The following is a 17,802-nucleotide window of genomic DNA, read 5'->3' as shown; positions in this document are numbered from 1 at the left end:
GGTACCTCACCCCACTCGAAACCCGAGCCAGACTGCAGCGCGACTTCACCCCCGCAGCGTAAGCAACCGCTGTCCAAGATCAGGGGGGAACTTCAGTAGGACGTTGTGGCAAGTCGGAGTGCAGCAGCCTGTTGCTCGGCCTCGTCGGTGGGACCGGCGACGACTGCGAGCGCGGGCGATACCGCGAATGCCGCTGCTGCTCCCAGAAATTGACGTCTCTCCACGCTCTCAGTTCCGATTCTTGCCTGCACTGTGGATTCTGCCAACCCGAGCAGGGGAGCTGGGATGCCCAAGTTCTGCGACACCCGCAGCAGCACATCCATGGCATACGGGCCGATGCCCCGCTTCTCCAAACGTGAGATCGCAGATTGCGACAGGCCGCACGCTTCACCCAGCTGCGCCTGCGTCATGCGCCGATGGGTTCGCGCCAGCTCGATGACTTTGCCGTAGTTCCCAGTCCGGGACGCCTCCCGGACCACTGCCGAATTCCAGTTCAACAGCCCTCCTAACGCTACAAGCGCTACCACCTCAACGGACGCACTCCGATGCGACGTCCGCATACCCGTATGCGGACGTCGCATGATCAATGGTCTCACGGCTGTGACGGATTGTTGACTGACGGTAAGGAATCGCTTGTGCGTCGGTGCCTCGACAGCTACCGAGACACCGACGCCCGGCGCTGCGCTGGCAGTTACCTGCCCGGCTGGCTTGGAGGGTCTCTGTGGTGGTCAGTCCACTGAGCAATGCTCGATTTCCGGTACCGCTGGAGTGGGGTGTGCCGCCGGGGGCCGATGCTGTGCCGCCGGCGCGGCGGCTTGTCATGGCGATCCTGCGGGAGTGGGAGGTGCCGCTCACTGATGACGCGCTGCAGGAAGTCGAGCTGTGTGCGAGCGAGGTGATTGCCAATGCGTTGGTGCACACCAAGGAGCGCTGTGTCGTGACCGTCCGCCGCCGTGCCGGGCGGGTGCGGTTGGAGGTTGCTGATCGGTGTCCGGAGCTCCCGCATCGGGAGCGTGATGCTGAATCGACCGGCGGTCGTGGGTTGTTGCTGGTGGAGGCGCTGGCGTATGCGTGGGGCTGGTACCCGGCTGAGGTGGGCAAGGTGGTGTGGTTCGAGTATCTGGACACCAGCGAAGCGCCGTGCCCCACGCATGGGTGGGGCACGGCGCAGAATCTCAATTCGCTCTGTGAGGTGGCGTAGTGGCGACCGTCGGGCGGCTCGTGTGGTGGGTGCTCTTCTCGGCCGCGGTGGTGGCCGGCTTCGTGTCGGGGTGTGACCGTTAGCCGAAGAAGGTGTCCAGGATTTGCTGCGCGGCCAGTCCGGCCGGCAGGGTGCCAGCGCGGACTTGGGCTTCCAGTGACGGGGTGAGTCGCTGGACCTCGGGGTGTTCGTGCAGGCGGGCGTAGAGCTGGTCGTGGACCATCGACCACGTCCACTCGACCTGCTGGTCCCGGCGCTTGGCAGTCAGGGCGCCCGTTGCGTCGAGGACCTTGCGGTGCTGCTGCAGGCGCTCCCACAGCACGTCCAGCCCGGCGCCGTCGCGGCCGCTGCAGGTCAGGACCGGGGGAGTCCACGCGGCATCGGGAGCCTGCAACAGGCGTAGGGCACCTGCGAGTTCGCGAGCGGCGGCCTTCGCGTCGCGCTCGTGCGGGCCGTCCGCCTTGTTGACGGCGATGACGTCCGCCAGCTCCAGCACGCCCTTCTTGATGCCCTGGAGCTGGTCGCCCGTCCGGGCCAGGCTGAGCAGCAGGAAGGTGTCCACCATCCCCGCCACGGCCGTCTCGGACTGGCCCACACCCACCGTCTCGATGAGCACCACGTCGTACCCGGCCGCCTCCATCACCACCATCGATTCCCGGGTGGCCTTGGCGACCCCGCCCAGCGTCCCCGAGGTCGGCGACGGCCGGACGAAGGCGGCAGGGTCGACGGCGAGGCGCTCCATCCGGGTCTTGTCGCCCAGGATGGAGCCGCCCGTCCGGCTCGAGGTCGGGTCGACGGCGAGCACCGCGACCCGGTGGCCCAACCCCGTCAGCATCGTGCCGAAGGAGTCGATGAAGGTCGACTTGCCGACCCCGGGCACGCCCGTGATGCCCACCCGGACCGCGCCGCCCGCGTGCGGCAGCAGCCGCTGGAGCAACTGCTGCGCGAGCGCGCGGTGGTCGGGCCGGGTGGACTCGACGAGGGTGACGGCGCGCGCGATCCAGGCGCGCGAGCCGTCGAGGACACCCGTCACATAGCTGTCGAGGTCGATCGTCCGCGGAGGCATACGATCAGGCGATCACAGCTCGTGGCCGAGGTCGGCCGCCAGCGACTTCAGCAGGTCGTAGGCGGCCTCCGGGATCACGGTGCCGGGCGGGAAGACCGCGGCCGCACCGGCCTCGTAGAGGGCGTCGAAGTCCTGCGGGGGGATGACCCCGCCCACCACGATGGTGATGTCCTCGCGCCCCGCCTCGGCGAGTTCGGCCCGCAGCGCCGGCACCAGCGTCAGGTGCCCGGCGGCCAGTGAGGAGACGCCGACGATGTGCACGTCCGCCTCGACGGCCTGGCGGGCGACCTCGGCCGGGGTCTGGAACAGCGGGCCGACGTCCACCGTGAAGCCGAGGTCGGCGAAGGCGGTGGCGATCACCTTCTGGCCGCGGTCGTGGCCGTCCTGGCCCATCTTGGCGACCAGGATGCGCGGGCGGCGGCCCTCGGCCTGCTCGAACCGCTCGACCAGGTCCCGGGTGCGCTGGAGGGGGGCCGACGGGCCGGCTTCGTCACGGTACACACCGGAGATGGTACGGATCTGGCCGGAGTGGCGGCCGTACACCTTCTCCAGGGCGTCCGAGATCTCGCCGACGGTGGCCTTGGCCCGGGCCGCGTTGACGGCCAGGTGCAGCAGGTTGCCGTCCAGCGAACCGCCGCGCTGCGGACCGGCCTCGGCGGCCCGGGTCAGCGCGTTCAGCGCGTCCTGGCACGCGGCCTCGTCCCGCTCCTCGCGCAGCCGGCGCAGCTTCTCGATCTGCCGGGCGCGCACCGCGGAGTTGTCGACCTTGAGCACGTCGATCTGCTCGTCGCTCTCGACCCGGTACTTGTTGACGCCGATCACCGGCTGGCGGCCGGAGTCGATCCGGGCCTGGGTACGGGCGGCGGCCTCCTCGACGCGCATCTTGGGGATGCCCGCGTCGATCGCCTTGGCCATGCCGCCGGCCGCCTCCACCTCCTGGATGTGCTGCCAGGCCCGGGCCGCCAGGTCGTTCGTCAGCTTCTCGACGTAGGCCGAGCCGCCCCACGGGTCGATCACCCGGCAGGTGCCCGACTCCTGCTGCAGCAGCAGCTGGGTGTTGCGGGCGATGCGGGCGGAGAAGTCGGTGGGCAGTGCCAGCGCCTCGTCCAGGGCGTTGGTGTGCAGCGACTGGGTGTGGCCCTGGGTGGCGGCCATCGCCTCGACGCAGGTGCGCGTCACGTTGTTGAACACGTCCTGGGCGGTCAGCGACCAGCCCGAGGTCTGCGAATGGGTGCGCAGCGACAGCGACTTGGGGTTCTTCGGGTCGAACTGCTTGACCAGCTTGGCCCAGAGCAGCCGGGCCGCGCGCAGCTTGGCGACCTCCATGAAGAAGTTCATGCCGATCGCCCAGAAGAACGACAGCCGCGGCGCGAAGGCATCCACGTCCAGCCCCACGTCCAGGCCCGCGCGCAGGTATTCCACCCCGTCGGCCAGGGTGTAGGCCAGCTCCAGGTCGGCCGTCGCACCGGCCTCCTGGATGTGGTAGCCGGAGATGGAGATCGAGTTGTACCGGGGCATCTTCTGCGAGGTGTACGCGAAGATGTCCGAGATGATCCGCATCGACGGCTGCGGCGGGTAGATGTAGGTGTTGCGGACCATGAACTCCTTGAGGATGTCGTTCTGGATGGTCCCCGCGAGCTTCTCGGGCGGGACGCCCTGCTCCTCGGCCGCGACGATGTACAGCGCCAGGACGGGCAGCACCGCGCCGTTCATGGTCATCGACACCGACATCCTGTCCAGCGGGATGCCGTCGAACAGCTGGCGCATGTCGTAGATCGAGTCGATGGCGACACCCGCCATGCCGACGTCGCCGGTGACGCGCGGGTGGTCGCTGTCGTAGCCGCGGTGGGTCGGCAGGTCGAAGGCGACCGAGAGGCCCTTCTGGCCGGCCGCCAGGTTGCGGCGGTAGAAGGCGTTGGACTCCTCGGCGGTGGAGAAGCCGGCGTACTGGCGGACGGTCCAGGGCTGGTTGACGTACATGGTCGGGTACGGTCCGCGCAGGTACGGGGCGACGCCCGGGTAGGTCTCCAGGAAGTCCAGACCGGTGAGGTCCGCCGCGGTGTACAGCGGCTTGACGCCGATGCCCTCGGGGGTGTCCCAGACCAGCTCGTCGACGTCCTTGCCGGTGGACTGCCGCCAGGCAGACTGCCACTGGGCGTCGGTGACGTCGGCGGCGGCGTCGCCGTCCAGCCCGATTCCGGTGAAGTCGGGGATCATCGCGCCACCTCGTCCTCGTCGGCGTTCTCGTCGGCGCTGCTCGCACCGGTGATCTGGTCCAGCAGGGAGGTCAGGACGGCGACCGCGTCCCCGCCGGCATGGATGAACTCGTCCACTCCGGAGGGTACTTCGGCGAGCCGCCCGGCCAGCAGCACCCGCTGGGCGCCGGCCGCCCGGAGCGCGGCGGCGACCGACTCGGCGTGCTCGGCGTACAGGGCGTCGCTGGAGCACAGGCAGGCGACGGTCGCGCCGGAGGCGGTGAACGCCTCGGCGAAGGCCGCCGGGTCGAGGGATTCGTGCGTGCCGGTCGCGATGCCGCCGGCCTGGAACAGGTTGGCCGCGAAGGTGGTGCGCGCGGTGTGCGCGGCGGCGCTGCCGATCGAGGCCAGGAACAGCTTCGGCCGCTCGCCGGTGGCGGCGAGCACCGCGTCCGAGCGGTCGCGCAGCGCCTCGTACGCCTCGGCGCGGCGCACCTGCGGCAGGCCGCCGACGTGCCCGGCCGGGGCCGGCTCGCGGACCAGCTGCTGCTCGTCCAGGTGCGGGAACTCGCTGACGCCGGTGACGGGTTCGCGCCGCTTGGCGAGCTTCACGGACCGCTCCGCCCAGGTCGCGGCGATCCGCTCGCCGATGAGACCGGACTCCAGGGCACCGCGCTGGCCGCCGGCCCGCTCGATCTCCTGGAACCAGGCCCAGGCGGCCCGCGCCAGCTCCTCGCCCAGCTGCTCGACGTACCAGGAGCCGCCGGCCGGGTCGATCACCCGGGACAGGTGGGACTCCTCCAGCAGGATCGACTGGGTGTTGCGGGCGATCCGGCGGGCGAAGGCGTCCGGCAGGCCGAGCGCGCTGTCGAAGGGCAGCACGGTGACGGCGTCGGCGCCGCCGACCCCGGCGGCCAGGCAGGCGATGGTGGTGCGCAGCATGTTCACCCACGGGTCGCGGGCGGTCATCATCACCCGGGAGGTGACGGCGTGCTGGCGCTGCGCCGAGGCCTCGGCACAGGCGCCGGACACCTCGGCCACGCGGGCCCACAGACGGCGCGCGGCACGGAACTTGGCGATGGTCAGGAACTGGTCGGCGTCCGCGGCGTAGCGGAACTCCAGCTGGCCGAGCGCCTCGTCCACCGACAGCCCGGCGGCGGTCAGCGCGCGCAGGTAGGCGACGCCGGTGGCCAGCGAGCAGCCCAGCTCCTGGGCGGGGGAGGCGCCGGCCTCGTGGTACGGCAGGGCGTCGACGGTGAGGGCCCGGACGTTCGGGTGGTCGGCGGCGCAGCGGGCGGCCAGCGCGGTGGCCGCGGCGAGCAGCGCGTCGGTGCGGGCGGCGTCGCCGGTGCGGGCCTGGAGGCCGAGCGGGTCGGCGCCGAGGTTGCCGGCGGCGGAGGCGGGGGAGACCTCGCGCTCCTCGTACAGCTTGAACAACTGCTCGGCGGCGTCGGCGAATTCGGGGCCGGCGTCGAGCGCCACGGCGGCCAGGTCCAGGTACACCCCGGCGAGCGCCTCGGGCAGGGCCGTCACCGGCAGGCCCGCGGCGCCCAGCTCCAACCAGAGCGAGCCGACGCCGTTCTCCAGGTCCGCGAGGACCGCCTCGTTGGTGCGCCGCCGGTCGGGGTCGGCGTGCCGCTGCCGAACGTCCCACCCGGCGACGGCGGAGCCCTGCGGCCGCCCGCCGCGGACGAACGGCGGGAAGCCGGGGTAGCCGGGCTCGGCCGCACTGTCCTCGGCGGTGTACAGCGGGCGGGCGCGCAGGCCGTCCTGGAGTGCGGTGCTGAGCGCCCGCTCGGCGGCGGCGCCGTCCTCGGGCTGGGCACCGGACTTGCGCAGCACGCCCTCGACGAGCTGCTGCCACTGCTCACGGTGCGCGGCCGGGAACTCGGCAGCGAGGGGGAGCCCTTCGGGCGGGACCTTCATGTCCGCAGGTTAGCGCCCGTTTGCATACCCGCAGGAGGGGAGTTGCATGTGACCTTGTTCTCGATTTGGCGAAGCTTTAGCACTCCGCTGGGTGACGAGTGTCAGAACGGGTGTCAAGGCAGGTGTCACGGGGTGGCGCGACGGGTGACGCAACGCCGGTGCCACAGTACGCGATCGATCGCCCGACAGTGCCCGGATGAGGGGGATTGCGGAACCCCGCCACTCATCTATTAAGTTACTTCGAAGAAGACGGGCAGGGGCGGCATCCCCCGTACGCCCCTGCCCGCTCTTCGTCGTCCCCTTTGCGTCCCCCGAAGGAGATCCCACCGCGATGGGAAAGCGCCGCAAGCCCAGCCCCCCGAGCCGGGCCCGCCTGGCGGTCCTCACCACGGCCATGGCCGGCGGCGCGGTGCTCGCCTCCGGCACCGCCCACGCCGAGCCCGCCCCGAGCCTCGCCACCGTCAAGGAGCAGGTGGACAAGCTCAATGAGGAGGCCGAGCAGGCCATCGAGCAGTACAACGGCTTCCAGGACAAGCAGCAGAAGCTCCAGGGCGACGCCAACAAGATCCAGGAGAAGGTCGCCCGCGGCCAGGAGGCGATGAACGAACTGCGCACCCGGCTCGGCGGGGTGGCCGCCGACCAGTACCGCAGCAACGGCATCGACCCGTCCGTCCAGCTGATGCTCGACTCCGACCCGGCCGCCTACCTGGAGCGCGCCTCGGCGCAGAACCAGGTCGCCGACACCCAGACGGCCCTGCTCAAGCAGGCCCAGGAGGAGCAGCGCAAGCTCGACCAGGACCGCACCGAGGCTACCGCCACCCTCGCCCAGCTGGACTCCGTCGGCACCGAGCTCGCCGAGAAGAAGAAGCAGATCCAGGCCAGGCTCGCCCAGGCCCAGGCCATGCTCAACAAGCTCAGCGCCGAGGACCGCGCCAAGGTCAACGCCCAGCAGTCCGCGGAGAAGGCCAGGGCCGAGGCCCAGAAGGCGGCCGCCGCCGACCGCGCCTCCCGCTCCACCCAGCGCCCCGACCTGAACGCCCCGGCCCCGCCCGCCGCCGGCCGCGCCGCCGCCATCGTCGGTTTCGCCTACGCCCAGCTCGGCAAGCCCTACGGCTGGGGTGCCACCGGCCCCAGCAGCTTCGACTGCTCCGGCCTCACCGGCGCCGCCTACCGCGCGGCGGGCGTCAAGCTCTCCCGGATGTCCCAGGACCAGTGGAACGACGGCCCCCGCGTCGCCCGCGCCGACCTCCAGCCCGGCGACCTGGTCTTCTTCTACGGCGACATCCACCACGTCGGCATCTACATCGGCGACGGCAAGATGATCCACGCCCCCCGCACCGGCAAGAACGTCGAGGTCCTCCCCATCGACGCCATGCCCTACGTCGGCGCCGTCCGCCCGTAAGCCCCTCCGCCCCGGCGGCCCCGTCAACCCCTGCGGGCGGCCGTCGGGGTGGGGCCGCAGAACGATCGGAGGACGTTCCGTCCGGCCGGAAGCGGCCTCAACTGAGCGGACCGGTCGAAACGTTGCCCAGAGGGTGGCCGGGCGCTCCGACAGCGCCGGCCGCGATCACCCGGGCGCCCGCGGCGGTAGTCCCGGTCACCCCCGAGACGCGAGAAGGCCGGGGCGTACCCGCGCCGCCGCTGGGCACTGGTGGAACGACCTACGGGTGCGGCGCGCAGGCCAGCAGGTACGGCAGCACCGGCAGGGCCGACACCGCCAGCCACCCGGCCAGTTGGCGCTGCCGGCCGCCGCCGGGCCGCGCCAGCCGACGGACCCGGGTCAGCACCCCGGTGGACGCCACCCCCAGGGATCCGCCCGGAGCCGGACCGGATGTGGCCAACGCGCAGAGCGCCGAGGCCAGTTCGCCCCGCGACACCTTCGCCAGCGCCGCGTCGTCCGCCGCCATCTCCAGCAGCAGCGCCACCTCGGAGCGCCCCAGCCGGGCCAGCGGCAGCCGCCCGAGCAGCAGCGCGAAGGTGTCGGCGGGCAGCCGGAACAGGTGGTGGCGGCCGCGGATGTGCCCGTGCTCGTGCGCGACGGCCGCGGCGAGCTGCCGCTCGTCGAGCAGTCGCAGCGCCCCGCGCGACAGCACGACCCGGGAGCGGCGCCCGGGCAGGCAGTAGATCGTCGGGTGGGCGTGCTCCAGCACCAGCGCGCCCCAGCGCCGGTCCCGTACGGCGACCACGTCCAGCACCGCCCGGTGCCGCCGGCGGGCCCGCCCGGCCCGGGCGCCGACCGCGGCCAGCGCGAGGGAGAGCAGCGCCCCGGCTGCGGCCGGCAGCCACCAGCCGTGGGTGTGCGGCACGACCGGCCCAGCCGGTTCGAGGCGGGGGAGCAGTCCGAGCAGCCCGGCCGGCTCGTGGGCGGCGGGCTCCAGCGCGTGGTGCGCGGCGAGCACCAGGGCGACGGTGAAGGAGGCCATCAACGCCAGCCACAGCGCCGCGCCCAGGGTCGGACGGGTTTGGAGCCGGGTGGAGCCGGCCAGCCGGCGGGGCAGCAGGACGCCGGTCACGGCCAGGTAGAGGCCGAGCAGGGCGAGCGTCACTCGGCGTCCCGGGCCTTGACCTGTTCGAGGGCGGCGAGCAGGGCGGAGGCCTCGTCCCCGCTGATCCGGTCGACGAAGCGCAGCAGCGCGCCGGCCCGGTCCGGGGTGGTCTCCAGCGCCTGGTGCATCAGCTCGGCGGTGTACACCTCGCGGGTGCAGGTCGGTTCGTACACCCAGGCGCGGCCGACCTTGTCCCGGCGCAGCCAGCCCTTGGTGTGCAGGATGTCGGCGACGGTGGTCACGGTGGTGTACGCGACCGGCCGCTGCCGCTGGAGGTCGTCGACCACCTCGCGCACCGTGGCCGGACGGCCCCAGGACCAGAGCCGGTCCATGATCTCGGCCTCCAGATCGCCGAACCCCCGTAGCACCGCCGTGGTCTCCCTTGCCGAACCGACCGCCGGCGCCCTTCGCCCGCTGGAACGCGGCCCATGCTACGGCGGGTGCCGGGCGCGAGAGGGCGGAGGTGGCGCGCTTGGTCAAGGTTCTACAAAGGTGTCGACGATCGGCCGAAAATGTGATCGGCCTGGTCGTGGCGGGTCTATGCTTGGGGAGGTTTGAAAAGGCACCTCGTTCGGTGAGGCGTCTTCACGGACACAGGCCACTGACCCGACGACGTCGAGAGACGCCCAGGTTCAGGACAGGTCTTCCCGACTTAAGGGTTGACCCCAAGTGGCTTCCGGCCGGACAGGCTGGACACGCCGTGGAGTGCCAAAGCTCTGACGAGTTGGGGTGTACCGGTCCATTCGGGGCCGGTGTGCTCCTTGCCGTGTCGTGATGCGGCGCACAGATGGTGCGCCCCCGACCGGGAGGAGGTGGGAGACATGGACTGTCCTAGTCCGGGCCACAGTTGCCCCTACCCCCGCATGCTCTCGAACACCTCCGGCACGCGGTAACAACCTTTCCTGCGCGTTCACCCGGCGCCTCGTCCTGCGCTCAACCATGCCTGGACGCAAGCCGCCTGACGCATCGTCATGCCCGCACGGCCGCCGCCGCTCAGCGTCGCCGTGCGGAGCCGGTGCCGTGCGCTCGCAGGGAGGATCGCCGCTGCGTGCCCCCTGTCGCCCTCTCAAGGAAGAGGGCAGGGAGGCCCCGCCATGACCAACGTGATGCTGGACCCGAAGGTTCCCACGGTCCCCACCGCCCCCGCCGCCCAGTCCGCCGTGCTCGACGACGCCCACGTCGGCGACATCAGGGGCGCGCTCGGCACCATCAAGCTGGACGACAACGCCCCGCGCCAGGGTCTGTCCGCGAAGCTCAAGACGCTGCTGGCGATCGTCGGCCCCGGCCTGATCGTGATGGTCGGCGACAACGACGCCGGCGCCTTCTCCACCTACGGCCAGGCCGGCCAGAACTACGGCACCCAGCTGCTGTGGACGCTGGCCCTGCTGATCCCGGTGCTCTACGTCAACCAGGAGATGGTGCTGCGCCTGGGCGCCGTCACCGGCGTCGGCCACGCCCGCCTCATCCTGGAGCGGTTCGGCAAGTTCTGGGGCGCGTTCAGCGTCATCGACCTGTTCCTGCTGAACGCGCTGACCCTGGTCACCGAGTTCATCGGCGTCACGCTGGCGGCCGGGTACCTGGGCCTGCCCAAGGTCGCCTCGGTCATCCTGGCGGCGGCGATCATCATCGCCTCGGCCTTCACCGGCTCCTTCCAGCGCTTCGAGCGCGTCGCCATCGCCCTGTGCGTGGGCTCGCTGCTGCTGGTGCCGATCTACTTCATGGTCCACCCCAAGACCTCGCAGATGGCCCACGACTTCGTGGTGCCGCAGATGCCGGGCGGTTCCGGCCAGCTCGCGGCCGTCATGCTCGTCATCGTCTCGATCGTGGGCACCACCGTCGCCCCGTGGCAGCTGTTCTTCCAGCAGTCGTACGTCATCGACAAGCGGATCACGCCGCGTTTCATGAAGTACGAGAAGGTCGACCTGTGGATCGGCATCGCGATCGTGATCATCGGCGCCGCCGCGATGATGGGCTTCTGCGCCGCCGCCTTCGCCGGCACCGACGGCTTCGGCCAGTTCTCCGACGCGGCCGCCGTGGCCAAGGGCCTGGAGGACAAGGCCGGGCACCTGGTGGGCGTGCTGTTCGCCATCGCGCTGCTGGACGCCTCGATCATCGGCGCCTTCGCGGTGTCCCTGTCCACCGCCTACGCCATCGGAGATGTCTTCGGCATCAAGCACTCGCTGCACCGCGGGGTCAAGGGTGCCAAGGGCTTCTACGCGGTCTACGCCGGCCTGGTGGTGGTCGCCGCGGCGATCACCCTGCTGTCGAACGACTACATGCAGGGCCTGATGACCCAGTTCGTGCAGGTGCTGGCCGGCGTGCTGCTGCCCTCCGCGACGGTCTTCCTGCTGCTGCTCTGCAACGACAAGGCCGTGCTCGGCCCCTGGCGCAACGGGCCGAAGACCAACGCCTTCACCTCGGCGGTGGTCGGCGTGCTGGTCATGCTGTCGCTCATCCTGACCGCGGCCGTGGTCTGGCCGGACATCAGCTCGGACGCGATCCTGTGGATCATGGCCGGCTGCGGCGTGGCGGGCGTGCTGGTCGCCGGGTACTTCTTCACCTTCGGCCGCAAGGGCACCAAGGAGGACCCGATCGACCGCACCGGCCGCGAGAACTGGCGGATGCCCCCGCTGGAGACGCTGAGCCGCCCGGTGATGTCCACCGCCCGCAAGGTCGGCATGGGCGCCCTGCGCGCGTACCTGCTGATCGCGATGATCATGGTCATCATCAAGATCGTGCAGACCGCGCTGAACCACTGAGCCACCGATCGAAGCCCGTACGGACGGGTGGTGGGCAGCGGCTCGCCACCCGTCCGTGCCCTTTCCCCGTGTTCCCCGTGATTCCTCTGGAGGAGGTGCCGTCGTGCACACCCTGACCACCGTCGAGTTCCTGGTCCGGCTCGCCACCGGCGTCGCCTGCGGCGCACTGATCGGCGTCGAGCGCCAGTGGCGGGCCCGGATGGCCGGCCTGCGCACCAACGCCCTGGTCGCCGCCGGCGCCACCCTGTTCGTGCTCTACAGCGAGGCGGTCGGCGACACCGGCAGCCCCACCCGGGTCGCCTCGTACGTCGTCTCCGGCATCGGCTTCCTCGGTGGTGGCGTCATCCTGCGCGACGGCGCCGGCGTGCGCGGCCTCAACACCGCCGCCACGCTCTGGTGTTCGGCCGCCGTCGGGGTGCTGGCCGCCTCCGGCAAGCTGGAGCTCGCCGGCCTCGGCACGCTCGCCGTGCTCGCCGTCCACCTGGTGCTGCGCCCGGCCGGCCGGATGCTCGACCGGGCCCCGCAGTCCGGCAGCGACCCGGACTCCACCTGCCGGGCCACCGTCCACCTGGAGTGCGACCGCAAGTCCGAGACCCACATCCGCGCCCTGCTGCTCCAGGCCCTGGCCGCCTCCGGCCTCGCCCCCACCGGCCTGCGCGCCCGCCGCACGGAACAGGGCGACGCCACCAGCCTGCGCGCCACCGTGGCGATCACCGGGCAGGTGACCCCGGCCCTGGAGCAGGTCGTCACCCGGCTGTCGCTGGAGCCCGGAGTACGGGACCTGCACTGGCACCTGGACGAGGAGTCGGACGAGTCCGGCAGCCCGGCGCTCGCCTGAGGGAGTAGAACGGAAGGACCGTCACGCGAACCGTCTGGGAGGCCCGATGCTGAAACCCGACCCCGAGCACGGGCCGCTGGTGCCGATGCTGCTGGTGCTGACCGTGGTCACCGGGGTGGTGGACGCGGTCAGCTACCTCGAACTCGGGCACGTCTTCGTCGCCAACATGACCGGCAACGTGGTCTTCCTCGGCTTCGCCCTGGCCGGCGCCGCGAACCTCTCCGCCACCGCCTCACTCGCCGCCCTCACCGTGTTCCTGCTCGGCGCCCTGGCCGGCGGCCACCTCGCCCGGCACCTGCCCGGCCACCGCGGCCGGCTGCTGACCGCCGCCGTCGCCGCCCAGGCGGTGCTGGTCGCCGCGAGCGCCGTCCTGGCGGCCGTCATCGGCCACGGCTCCGAACCCGCCCGCTACACCCTGATCGGCATGCTCGCTCTCGCCATGGGCGGCCAGAACGCGGTGGTCCGCTCGCTCAAGGTCCCCGACCTCACCACCACCGTGCTCACCATGACCATCACCGCCCTCGCCGCCGACCTCACCGGCCTGCGCCGTATCGCCTCCGTCGTCTGGATGTTCGCCGGCGCCCTGCTCGGCGCGCTCCTCGTCCTCCACGCCAACGTCCCCACCGCGCTGGCGCTGGCCCTCGCCCTGCTGGTCGCGGTGGCCGTCCTCACCCACCACGCCGGCAAGCCCACCCCGGCGCCCGCCTGGACCGAGCGCCTCTGAGGCCGAACACCCTCGCGCCCCCTCGCCGAACGGCTGAGGGGGCGCGAAGGCTTCCGGAGCGGGCGGCTCCTCAATCCTCGCGGCGGTGTCCGGCGCGGCCGCTCCAGAGCGGCTCAAGGCGGGCCCAGCTGGTGGTCCAGGCGGTCTCGGCACGGCGGTCGAGGGAGTGGAGTCGCAGCCGCAGTGCCAGGGTGAGCACCGCGAGGAGGGCGAGGAGGGCGCCCGCGCCGGTGCAGGCGGCGGAGACGGCGAGGGAGGCGCGGTTGGCCGGGGGAGCGGTGGGGGTGCCCGCGGGGTCGACCCAGATCGGGACGACGGTGCCGGCGACGGCCGTGCGAGGGGCCTCGACGGTGCCGGTGTGCGCGGTGCCCGCAGGGTAGTTCCAGGCGGCCGGGACCTCGATCCGGCTGTTGTAGCCGTCCGTGAAGCGGCTGCCGGTGACGGCGCCGTGGTCGGGGAGGGCGGCGACCACGGCGTTCACCCGGTGCAGCCGCACCCGGTCGTCGGCGGCCTGCGGCGCGGTCGAGCGGTAGAGGAGCAGGGCGCCCAGCACGGAGACGGCGACCGCCACCAGCCCGCCGACGATCGCGAGCAGCCAGGCCCGGGCCCGGGCGCGGTCGAGCGGGCGGACCAGCGGTTCGTGCCGAGTGCCGAAGGCCCGCCGCAGCTGACGGCCGGTTCGCCGCGGGAGCGACGCGGGCCGGGCGGAGCGGGGTGTGCTGGGCACGGTGAGGACTCCTCAAGGGCGTGGGGACGTACAGGGTTTCATCACCCAATCTCCACCCGGTGGCCCCCCGCGCACAAGAGTGGTGCCCGTTCGTCGTGCCACCGACCTCACCACCCGGGACGTTCGGCCCCCGGCAGGCGCCGCCCGCCCGGGCAGGCTGGAGTCCGGCCGCGCTCTCCGCGCCTGAGCGCGAGGCCGGCCCGGCCGGACCGTGGGGGTTCCGGGCCGCGGTGCGGAGCAGGGGGCGGTCGTGGGGGCCGCCTCCTGTCCCCGCCTGTCCGGCAGTTGACGTTTCGCCAGCTCAGCGCCCTATTCTTCGCAGCTATACACTCGGTGTATATCCCTGGTGTATGGTCTCGCCCATGAGTGTTCCTTTGACCCTCCTCGGGCTGCTGGAGCGGGAGCCGAGCCACGGCTACGACCTCAAGCGCGACTACGACGCCCTCTTCGGCCGCGGCAAGCCCCTCCCGTACGGCCAGGTCTACGCGACCCTCGGCCGACTCGCCCGCGACGGCAAGGTGATGGCCGGTGAGGCCGAGCCCGGCGACGGGCCCGAGCGCAAGCGCTACGTCATCACCGACGCCGGGGCGACCGAGTTCGAGACCTGGCTCCAGGAGCCGGTCGCGCCCGAACCCAACCTGCAGTCCGTGCTGTTCACCAAGGTGGTGCTGGCCCTGATGCTGGGCCGCGACGCCGAGCAGTACCTGGACACCCAGCGCGCCGCCCACCTGCGCCGGATGCGCGAGCTCACCGAACTGCGCCGCGCCGGCGCCCTGGTGGACGCCCTGCTCGCCGACCACGGCCTGTTCCACCTGGAAGCCGACCTGCGCTGGATCGACCTCACCGTCGCCCGCCTCGACGCCCTCGCCGCGGAGGTGCGCGCATGACCACGGTCATCGAAGCCCGCGACATCGCCCTCGCCTTCGGCGAGACGCCCGCGCTGCGCGGAGCGAGCCTGGCCGTCCAGGCCGGCGAGGTGCTCGCCATCATGGGCCCCAGCGGCTCGGGCAAGTCGACGTTACTGCACTGCCTGGCCGGCATCCTGGTGCCCGACACGGGCGAGGTGCTGTTCAACGGGCAGCGCCTGGACCGCATGTCGGAGGCGCAACGCAGCGCCCTGCGCCGCGACAAGTTCGGCTTCGTCTTCCAGTTCGGCCAGCTGGTACCGGAGTTGACGGCCGAGGAGAACGTGGCCCTGCCGCTGCTGCTGAACGGTGTCCGCCGGGGCGCGGCCCTGGCCCAGGCCCGTCCCTGGTTCGCCCGGCTCGGCCTGGACGGTCTGGAGCAGCGCCGCTCCGGTGAACTGTCGGGTGGTCAGGCGCAACGCGTGGCGCTGGCCCGCGGCCTGGTGGCCCGGCCGCAGGTGCTGTTCGCCGACGAGCCGACCGGCGCGCTGGACTCGCTGACCGGCGAGCAGGTGATGGAGCTGATGGTCACCTCGGCCCGGGAACAGGGCACCACCGTCATCCTGGTCACCCACGAACCACGGGTCGCCGCCTACGCAGACCGCGAGGCGATCGTCCGCGACGGCCGGGCCCGCACGCTCTCCGCCGGGTCGGTGGCCCCGTGATCCCGTTCTCGCTCCGACTGGCCGTCAGCGGCGGCCGGGAGGCGGTGGCCCGGCTGCTGATGATCGCGGCGGCGGTCGCGATCGGGGTGGGCCTGCTGCTGTCCACCTTCTCCAGCATGAACGCGATCGACCGCGCCAACGCCCGGCAGCTCTGGATGAACACCGGCGTCAAGGGCGCGACCGCGGCCGCCTCGGCGGACCCGCTCTGGTGGGGCGCCCGGGGGGACTACTACCGGGGCAAGCGCGTCCTCCGGGTCGACCTGGCCCCGACCGGGCCCAACTCGCCGCTGGTACCCGGCCTGAGCCGACTGCCCGCGCCCGGCGACTACTACGCCTCGCCCGCGCTGGAGAAGCTGCTGCGCGACACCCCGGCCGTCGAACTCGGCGACCGCTTCCCCGGCCGGCTGGCCGGCACCCTCGGCGACGACGCGCTGCCCTCCCCGGACACCCTCGCGGTGGTCGTCGGTCGCACCGCCGACGAGGTCAAGGCGCTGCCCCGGGCCACCACCGTCACCAGCATCGCCACCGCGCTGCCCACCGACTGCTCGGCGGACTGCTACGGCGCGGGCGTGCACGGGGACGCCCTGCTCCTGGTGCTCACCGTGGTGGCCGCGGCGCTGATCTTCCCGGTGCTGATCTTCATCGGCACCGCGACCCGGCTGTCCGCCGCCACCCGGGAGCAGCGCTACGCCGCGATGCGCCTGGTGGGCGCGACGCCCGGTCAGGTGTCGGTGATCTCGGCGGTGGAGTCCACCGTGGCGGCGGTGATCGGCACGGCCGTCGGCTTCGGCCTGTACTTCGCGCTGAAGCCGCTGGTCGCCGACGTGCCGTTCACCGGCGACCGCTTCTTCGCCGCCGACCTGAGCCTGACCCTGCCGCAGGTGGCCGGGACGGTGCTGGGCGTGCCGCTGGCGGCCGCGCTCGCCGCCCGGTTCGCGCTGCGCCGGGTCACCGTCTCGCCGCTCGGGGTCTCCCGCCGGGTCACCCCGAAGCCGCCGAGCGCCTGGCGAGTGACGCCGCTGGTGGCGGGCCTGGCCGAGCTGGGCTACTTCGTCGGCAACCACCCGAAGACCACCAACGCGCAGTCCCTGGCCTACCTGAGCGGCTTCGTGCTGGTGATGCTCGGCCTGGTGGTCGCCGGTCCGTGGCTCACCCTGGCCACTGCCCGGGCGGTCGCCCGGCGGACCAGCCGGCCGGCCTCGCTGATCGCGATGCGCCGCCTGTCGGACGACCCGAGGGCGGGCTTCCGCTCGGTCGCCGGACTGGTGCTGGCGCTCTTCGTGACCACCGGCACCCTGGCCATCATGAGCACCATCAACGCCAACCAGGGCATGATGGAGGGCGCTCCCTCGGTGCGCAAGGCGATCGTGGCCACCCCGTTCGGCAACCGGGAGGACCAGCCCACACTGCCCTCGGTGCCCGACCGCGTGCTGGCGCAGGCCCGTGCCGTGCCCGGGTTCGAGGGGATCGCCCTGGTGCACGACAACCCGGCCAAGGTCGGCGCGTACCAGCTGGGCGACCGTCCGGTGGTGCCCAGCCTGGTGACCTGCGCGGAACTCGCCCAGATCCCGGTGGTCGGCCACTGCGCCCCCGGCGCCGCCGTCGCGGCGGTCGACCAGTACCAGTTCGTCGACCTGCTGGACGCCTCCCAACACGAGTGGCCGGCCGCACCGGTCTCGGCGCAGGAGGTGGCGGGGCTCCCGGTGCGGATGCTCTACGCGACCACCGACGGCTCGGAGGCGGCCAAGGAGCAGCTGCGGACCCTCTTCATGAAGGAGTTCCCGACCTACGAGCCGCGGCTCGCCGAGGACTGGGCCTCCGAGGGCCAGCGGAAGCTGCAGGGCTGGCGGCAGCTGGCGAACGTGGTGCTGCTGACCACCCTGCCGATCGCCGGGTGCAGCCTCGCGGTGAGCGTGGTGGCCGGACTGTCCGACCGCCGCAGGCCGTTCGCGATCCTGCGGCTGACCGGAGCACCGCTACGGCTGCTGCGCCGGGTGGTCGGACTGGAGAGCGCGCTGCCGCTGCTGGTGGTGTCGGCACTCGCGGTCGGGACCGGCTTCGCCGCGGCGGCGATGTTCCTCAAGTCGCAGATGAAGTACGACCTGGTCTCACCGGATCTGACGTACTACGGACTGACCGGCTTCGGGCTGCTCGCCTCGCTCGGGATCATCGGCTCGACGCTGCCGCTGCTCAAGCGGATCACCGGGCCGGAGGCGGCCCGCAACGGCTGAGCGAGGTCGGTGAGTTGAC

Annotated in this window: 15 protein-coding genes and 1 riboswitch; of the genes, 8 read left to right on the top strand and 7 right to left on the bottom strand. The window is 72.2% G+C overall.

The window, feature by feature from the left end:
* Positions 1–92: 92 nt before the first annotated feature.
* Positions 93–497, bottom strand: coding sequence for a helix-turn-helix domain-containing protein (locus ACGF12_RS33445; RefSeq protein ID WP_393038614.1), 405 nt, complete (start codon positions 495–497; stop codon positions 93–95).
* A 227-nt stretch (positions 498–724) separates the two neighbouring features.
* Between ACGF12_RS33445 and ACGF12_RS33440 the strand changes: the two genes are divergently transcribed.
* Entirely contained in the window at positions 725–1,201 is a 477-nt protein-coding gene (locus ACGF12_RS33440; RefSeq protein ID WP_393038611.1) for an ATP-binding protein, read from the top strand.
* Positions 1,202–1,280: 79 nt separating this feature from the next.
* Here ACGF12_RS33440 and meaB read toward each other — a convergent pair whose 3' ends face one another.
* From meaB to ACGF12_RS33425, 3 genes are read right to left on the bottom strand one after another with little or no spacing between them, the layout of a single operon-like run.
* Positions 1,281–2,267 (bottom strand): methylmalonyl Co-A mutase-associated GTPase MeaB, encoded by a 987-nt coding sequence (gene meaB / locus ACGF12_RS33435; protein ID WP_393038608.1) that lies wholly within the window; start codon positions 2,265–2,267, stop codon positions 1,281–1,283.
* 12 nt (positions 2,268–2,279) lie between these two features.
* Complete coding sequence (scpA, locus tag ACGF12_RS33430) at positions 2,280–4,484, bottom strand: methylmalonyl-CoA mutase (RefSeq protein WP_393038605.1); 2,205 nt, start codon at positions 4,482–4,484, stop codon at positions 2,280–2,282.
* Complete coding sequence (locus tag ACGF12_RS33425; protein WP_393038602.1) at positions 4,481–6,388, bottom strand: methylmalonyl-CoA mutase family protein; 1,908 nt, start codon at positions 6,386–6,388, stop codon at positions 4,481–4,483. The genes scpA and ACGF12_RS33425 overlap by 4 nt, the downstream gene beginning before the upstream one ends.
* 331 nt (positions 6,389–6,719) lie before the next feature.
* Here ACGF12_RS33425 and ACGF12_RS33420 point away from each other — a divergent pair, with 331 nt between their 5' ends.
* Positions 6,720–7,790, top strand: a complete 1,071-nt coding sequence (locus ACGF12_RS33420) for an NlpC/P60 family protein (RefSeq protein WP_393038599.1) — start codon at positions 6,720–6,722, stop codon at positions 7,788–7,790.
* A 259-nt stretch (positions 7,791–8,049) separates the two neighbouring features.
* Here the strand turns inward: ACGF12_RS33420 and ACGF12_RS33415 are convergent, their stop codons facing one another.
* Both ACGF12_RS33415 and ACGF12_RS33410 read right to left on the bottom strand, forming a co-directional pair.
* On the bottom strand, positions 8,050–8,934 hold the full coding sequence (locus ACGF12_RS33415; RefSeq protein ID WP_393038596.1) for a M56 family metallopeptidase: 885 nt from the start codon (positions 8,932–8,934) through the stop codon (positions 8,050–8,052).
* Entirely contained in the window at positions 8,931–9,266 is a 336-nt protein-coding gene (locus ACGF12_RS33410; RefSeq protein WP_393038620.1) for a BlaI/MecI/CopY family transcriptional regulator, read from the bottom strand. The genes ACGF12_RS33415 and ACGF12_RS33410 overlap by 4 nt, the downstream gene beginning before the upstream one ends.
* Positions 9,267–9,493: 227 nt before the next feature.
* A riboswitch (M-box (ykoK) riboswitch) is annotated at positions 9,494–9,670 on the top strand.
* 358 nt (positions 9,671–10,028) lie between these two features.
* Here ACGF12_RS33410 and ACGF12_RS33405 point away from each other — a divergent pair.
* From ACGF12_RS33405 to ACGF12_RS33395, 3 genes are all read left to right on the top strand, one after another.
* Positions 10,029–11,693 (top strand): NRAMP family divalent metal transporter, encoded by a 1,665-nt coding sequence (locus ACGF12_RS33405; protein WP_393038589.1) that lies wholly within the window; start codon positions 10,029–10,031, stop codon positions 11,691–11,693.
* Positions 11,694–11,796: 103 nt separating this feature from the next.
* Complete coding sequence (locus tag ACGF12_RS33400; RefSeq protein ID WP_393038586.1) at positions 11,797–12,531, top strand: MgtC/SapB family protein; 735 nt, start codon at positions 11,797–11,799, stop codon at positions 12,529–12,531.
* 46 nt (positions 12,532–12,577) lie between these two features.
* Positions 12,578–13,255 carry a YoaK family protein gene (locus ACGF12_RS33395; RefSeq protein ID WP_393038583.1) on the top strand — a complete coding sequence of 226 codons (678 nt, stop codon included), beginning with the start codon at positions 12,578–12,580 and terminating at the stop codon, positions 13,253–13,255.
* Positions 13,256–13,325: 70 nt separating this feature from the next.
* Here ACGF12_RS33395 and ACGF12_RS33390 read toward each other — a convergent pair whose 3' ends face one another.
* Complete coding sequence (locus ACGF12_RS33390; protein ID WP_393038580.1) at positions 13,326–13,982, bottom strand: hypothetical protein; 657 nt, start codon at positions 13,980–13,982, stop codon at positions 13,326–13,328.
* 362 nt (positions 13,983–14,344) lie between these two features.
* Here ACGF12_RS33390 and ACGF12_RS33385 point away from each other — a divergent pair, with 362 nt between their 5' ends.
* The 3 genes from ACGF12_RS33385 to ACGF12_RS33375 are packed head-to-tail and all read left to right on the top strand — an operon-like array spanning position 14,345 to position 17,783.
* Positions 14,345–14,869 (top strand): PadR family transcriptional regulator, encoded by a 525-nt coding sequence (locus ACGF12_RS33385; RefSeq protein WP_393038577.1) that lies wholly within the window; start codon positions 14,345–14,347, stop codon positions 14,867–14,869.
* Positions 14,866–15,552: an ABC transporter ATP-binding protein gene (locus tag ACGF12_RS33380; RefSeq protein ID WP_393038574.1), complete on the top strand. Its 687-nt coding sequence runs from the start codon at positions 14,866–14,868 to the stop codon at positions 15,550–15,552. The genes ACGF12_RS33385 and ACGF12_RS33380 overlap by 4 nt, the downstream gene beginning before the upstream one ends.
* Positions 15,549–17,783 (top strand): FtsX-like permease family protein, encoded by a 2,235-nt coding sequence (locus ACGF12_RS33375; RefSeq protein ID WP_393038571.1) that lies wholly within the window; start codon positions 15,549–15,551, stop codon positions 17,781–17,783. The genes ACGF12_RS33380 and ACGF12_RS33375 overlap by 4 nt, the downstream gene beginning before the upstream one ends.
* Positions 17,784–17,802: the final 19 nt, after the last annotated feature.

The sequence above is a fragment of the Kitasatospora sp. NPDC048296 genome (genome assembly GCF_043201815.1).
Taxonomy (GTDB): domain Bacteria; phylum Actinomycetota; class Actinomycetes; order Streptomycetales; family Streptomycetaceae; genus Kitasatospora.
The sequence above is the reverse complement of the archived record's forward strand: the minus strand, read 5'-3'. Positions and strand labels throughout refer to the sequence as shown.